The sequence below is a fragment of the bacterium genome (genome assembly GCA_020440705.1).
Lineage (GTDB): Bacteria > Krumholzibacteriota > Krumholzibacteriia > LZORAL124-64-63 > LZORAL124-64-63 > JAGRNP01.
Map to the genome: position 1 here is coordinate 2,628 of JAGRNP010000117.1, position 4,667 is coordinate 7,294.

A 4,667-nucleotide genomic window follows, 5' to 3' on the forward strand; every position below is an offset into this window, starting at 1 on the left:
GCCCGCACGAGCGGCAAACCGGGCAAGACACGCCTCTGGAACTACTTCCGTGTCGCCGGCCGGTTCTACCTGGTCGACCTGCCGGGGTACGGCTACGCCAAGGTGAGCAAGTCCCAGCGGGCCACCTGGCGCGAGTACTTCCCGCGCTACCTGGCCAGCGAGGACCGGGCCATCGCGGCGATCCACCTCCTCGACGCCCGCCACCCGCCCAGCGACGACGACCTGGAGGTCGCGGCGTGGATCCGCGCGGCCCAGGTGCCGAGCGCCGTGGCCCTCACCAAGATCGACAAGCTCGGAACCAACGAGCGTCCCCGGCGCTATACGGAGATCGTCTCGGCCCTCGGCATGGGTGCCGAGGTGCCCGTGTTCGCCACCTCGGCGGCCCGGCGCATCGGGCGGGTCGAGATGTGGGCCTGGATCGACGCCCTGCTCACGGCCAATGCCTGAGGGCGGTTTGACGCCCGTGGCGCGGTCCGGGTATAATACGGGGGCCGGCAGCCGCGCCGGGACCGCCCGGCAGCCGCGACACGGCGGTGCGGGGAAGACGCGGCGGGAAAGAGCCATCGCGAGGAACTCATGAGGCGCCTGGCCTGCAGGGGAATACCCGCCTGGGCGGCCGTATGCGCGGCCGTCGCGCTGCTGTGGGCCGGCCCGGCCGCGGCCACCGAGTTCGACATGGCCCTGCTGCCGGTGGCCGCGCCCAATCTCTGCCTCACCTGCCACACGGTGACGGCCCCGTCGGCGGGCAATGCGCCCCTGAACCTGTTCGGCGTCGATTTCCTGGCCAACGGGCGCCTCTGGGACTCCAACCTGGCGCAGCTCGATTCCGACGACGACGGCTGCCTGAACGGCGTGGAGGTCGGCGACAGCGACGGCGACGGCAATCCCGACGGGAACGTCACCGAACAGGCCGGGAATCCGGGGGTGGCCGACGAATGCGGGTCGGGCTCGCTCGTGGACGAGAAGGCCTGGGGTACCCTGAAGGCCATGTTCAACGGCGGCTGATTCTGTTTGACGCGGCCTGAGCGCGGAGCGATAATTGCCCCAGCAACCCGGATGGCGACTTGCCGCTACTTCGGGCCTTTTTTTTGGGGGCGTGGTGCGTTCGTCGGACGGGCGCGTCGGCTCCCGAAACCGTGGAGAGTTCCGTGGAAAACCGTGTGATCATCGGTGGCCAGTGGGGCGATGAGGGCAAGGGCAAGATCGTCGACGCCCTCAGCCGGGACGTGGATTGGGTGCTCCGCTACCAGGGGGGCGCCAACGCCGGCCACACCATCCACATCGGCAAGGACAAGCACGTCCTGCATCTGGTGCCGTCCGGCATCCTGCACGAGGGCGTGCGCTGCCTGCTCGGCGGCGGCATGGTCATCGACCCCTGGAGCCTGCGGGACGAGATCATGGAGCTGGAGGAGCGGGGCTACGCCGTGCGCGACCGGCTCTTCGTCTCCGCCACGGCGGCGCTGCTCATGCCCTACCACAAGCGCATCGACGAGCTGCGCGAGGCCCGGCTCAAGCGCAAGAGCATCGGCACCACCGGCCGCGGCATCGGCCCGGCCTACCTGGACAAGATCCAGCGCACCGGCCTGCGCATGGGCGACCTGCTGCTGCCGGCGGAGAACCTCGAGCGCAAGGCCATCGAGAAGATCCTCTCGGCCAACGAGCTGCTGAGCCAGACCTACGACGCCGAGCCCCTGCCGGCGCGGGTCCTGGCCGAGGAACTGGTGGTGCTCGCCCGTTCCATGGCGCCCATGGTGGTCAACGCCTACGAGAAGCTGGCCGGCGTGCGCGAAGGCACGGAGTCGGCCCTTTTCGAGGGCGCCCAGGGGACCATGCTCGACGTCGATCACGGCACCTTCCCCTATGTGACCAGCAGCAACAGCACCATCGGCGGAGCGCTGACCGGCACCGGCCTGCCGCCGCGCGCCCTGGGCGAGATCAACGGCATCTTCAAGGCCTACTGCACGCGGGTGGGCAACGGCCCCTTCCCGAGCGAGCTGCTCGGGGCCGAGGGCGACGCCCTGCGCGAGGCCGGCGGCGAGTACGGCGCCACCACCGGCCGGGCCCGGCGCTGCGGCTGGTTCGATCTCGTGGCCGGACGGTATGCCGTGGACATCAACGGCATGACCGGCGTGATCATCACCAAGCTCGACGTGCTCGACGACCTGCCGGCGCTGCAGGTGGCGGTGAAGTACGAGCTCGACGGCCGGGAGATCGACATCTACCCGGTGCTGAGCGAGGCGATGCCCCGCTGCCATCCGGTGTACCGGGAGTTCCCCGGCTGGGAGAAACCCACCGCCGGCGCCCGCAAGCTGCAGGATCTGCCGGCGAACGCGCGCAAGTACCTCGAGTTCCTCGAGGGCGAACTGGGCACGCTCATTGTCGGCGTCAGCGTCGGCCGCGACCGCGAACAGATGATCTGGACGCCGACGGGCGTCACCACCTGATCCGGCCCCGGACGGGCGGTTTTGACACCGTCCGGCGGCCGGGCTATATTCGCGCTTCATGTCTTGGCGGGTGGGCCACTAGCTCATCAGGTAGAGCACCTCCCTTTTAAGGAGGTTGTGCTGGGTTCGAGTCCCGGGTGGCCTACCACCAACCCCCCGCCCGCCGCCGTTCCGGCGGCTTCCTTTTTTTGCCGATTCGGGCTCAAGTTTCCCTCCCCGCCCGCCGATAACCGGTGCATAAGGCGAAGTCCGCCCACACCCGTGATCCGCCGGAATGCGGGGCACGGGAGCCAGGACGACCCGTGGGCGCAACAAAGGACTGTCAACATGACCATACGCATCGGGAGCCAGAATCCCGCGACCATGCGGGCGTTGCGCAACTCCTCGACCCAGCGCGACGAGCAGACGAAGTCTTTCGAGAAGCTCAGCAGCGGCAAGCGCATCAACCGCGCCGGCGACGACGCGGCCGGCCTGGCCATCGCCAACCGCATGGGAGAGGTGCTCAAGGGGCTCGAGCAGGGCATGGCGAACGTCTACGACGGCGTGTCGCTGTTGGACACGGCCGACGGCGGGCTGGCCAACACGGCCGAGCAACTGGGGCGCATGAAGGAGTTGGCGGTGCACGCGGCCAACGACACCCTGAGTCCGGATCAGCGCGAGGCGATCCAGGCCGAGTTCGATTCCCTCTACAGCGAGGTCGACCGCGTGGCGGAATCCGTCGAGTTCAACGGCAAGAAGCTGCTCGACGGTTCGGCGGGCGAGGTGTCCATCAACGTCGGCCAGGGCGACGGGGCGAGCAACGTGGGCCTCGACCTCTCGGCGGCGTTCGACGCGACGGCGCTGGGTCTCGGGTCCCTCGACCTGACGGGCGGCGACGGCAGCAACGCCCGGGCCTCCCTCGGGGCGATCGACGACGCCCTGGCCCAGGTCAGCGCGCAGCGCGCGGAGCTGGGGGCGTCGAGCAATCGCCTGCTGAGCGCGGGACGCGAACTGGCGGTGGCGGCCGAGAACACCTACGCCTCGCGATCGCGGATCATGGACTCCGACTACGCGGTGCAGACCTCGGAACTGGCCCGGCAGCAGGTGCTGGCCCGGGCGAGCGACGCGGTGCTCGTGCAGGGGCGGCTGATGCCGTCGTCGGTGATGGATCTCCTCAAGTAGGGGTGACCCCACCTCGCGGCAGGAGAAAGGCGCCGGGAGTCTCCTCCCGGCGCCTTCGCGTTTCCCCGCGGTGAACGGTGCGGACTACATCTTGCCGTACTTCTGCGTCCACAGGCGGTCGAATTCGGCCACCGTCTCGGCGAACGCGTCCATGGCCGCGACGATGGGCGCCGGGGTCTCCAGGTCGACGCCCGCGTTGCGGAGGATGTCCAGCGGCGGCGCGCTCGAGCCGGCCTTCAGCATGTTGTCGATGTACTGCCGGGCGGCGGCGTCGCCCTGCTCGCTGATGCGGTCGGCCAGGGCCAGGCCGCTGGTCAGGCCGGTGGCGTAGGTGAAGACGTAGAAGTCGTAGTAGAAGTGGGGGATGAACATCCACTCGCACTGGTCGTCGGCGCCCATCTCGAAGTCCGGTCCGTAGTACTCGGCGATGAGGTCGGCGTAGAGCCCGTTCAGGTAGTCGGCCGTCAGGGGGTTGCCCGCCTCGGCGTGCTCGTGGAAGCGGAGCTCGAAGTCGGCGAAGAGCGTCTGCCGGAAGATGGTCTGACGGATGCTCTCGAGCCGCTGGTTCAGGAGCAGAAGCTGCATGTCCACGTCGCCGTCCTTGCGGGCCTTGGCCAGCAGGTGGTCGGTGAGCAGGGCCTCGTTGCACGTCGAGGCGATCTCGGCCAGGAAGGTGGTGTAGCGCGAGTACACCGCCGGCTGGCTGCGGCTGCTGAACACCGAATGCAGGGCGTGGCCCATCTCGTGGGCGGTGGTCGAGACGGCGTCGAGGCTGTTGTCGTAGTTGTGCAGCACGTACGGGTGCAGGTCGCGGGCCAGCACGCCGTTGCTGTAGGCGCCCGAGCGCTTGCCCTTGTTGGGGTAGACGTCGATCCAGCCGTTGGCCGGGTCCATGCCCTCCCGGAGCAGGCCCACGTATTCCTTGCCCAGGGGCGCGAGACCCTCGGCGATGATCCGGCGGGCTTCGTCATAGCTGTACTCGGGTTCGATGCCCTCGATCATGGCGTTGTAGAGGTTGGGGAAGGTCAGGGCCCCGTCGAGGTGCATCACCTTGCGCCGCAG

General features: G+C 69.0%; 5 protein-coding genes and 1 tRNA gene. 5 read left to right on the top strand and 1 reads right to left on the bottom strand.

Annotation, left to right across the window (positions count from 1 at the left end):
- The 5 genes from ysxC to KDM41_14585 form a co-directional block, all read left to right on the top strand.
- Positions 1-447: ribosome biogenesis GTP-binding protein YsxC (ysxC, locus tag KDM41_14565; protein ID MCB1184650.1), on the top strand; the 447-nt coding region annotated here is incomplete at its 5' end.
- Between the two features lie 129 nt (positions 448-576).
- Positions 577-1,005 carry a hypothetical protein gene (locus KDM41_14570; GenBank protein MCB1184651.1) on the top strand — a complete coding sequence of 143 codons (429 nt, stop codon included), beginning with the start codon at positions 577-579 and terminating at the stop codon, positions 1,003-1,005.
- Between the two features lie 143 nt (positions 1,006-1,148).
- The gene (locus tag KDM41_14575) at positions 1,149-2,444 is read left to right on the top strand and encodes an adenylosuccinate synthase (GenBank protein MCB1184652.1); all 1,296 of its coding nucleotides are present in this window, start codon (positions 1,149-1,151) and stop codon (positions 2,442-2,444) included.
- A gap of 72 nt (positions 2,445-2,516) precedes the next feature.
- Positions 2,517-2,592: transfer RNA gene (locus tag KDM41_14580), tRNA-Lys, on the top strand.
- Positions 2,593-2,771: 179 nt separating this feature from the next.
- Positions 2,772-3,605, top strand: a complete 834-nt coding sequence (locus KDM41_14585; protein ID MCB1184653.1) for a flagellin FliC — start codon at positions 2,772-2,774, stop codon at positions 3,603-3,605.
- An 84-nt stretch (positions 3,606-3,689) separates the two neighbouring features.
- On the opposite strand, the gene KDM41_14590 is transcribed toward KDM41_14585, so the two are convergent.
- On the bottom strand, positions 3,690-4,667 hold a 978-nt coding region (locus KDM41_14590; GenBank protein ID MCB1184654.1), incomplete at its 5' end, for an oligoendopeptidase F.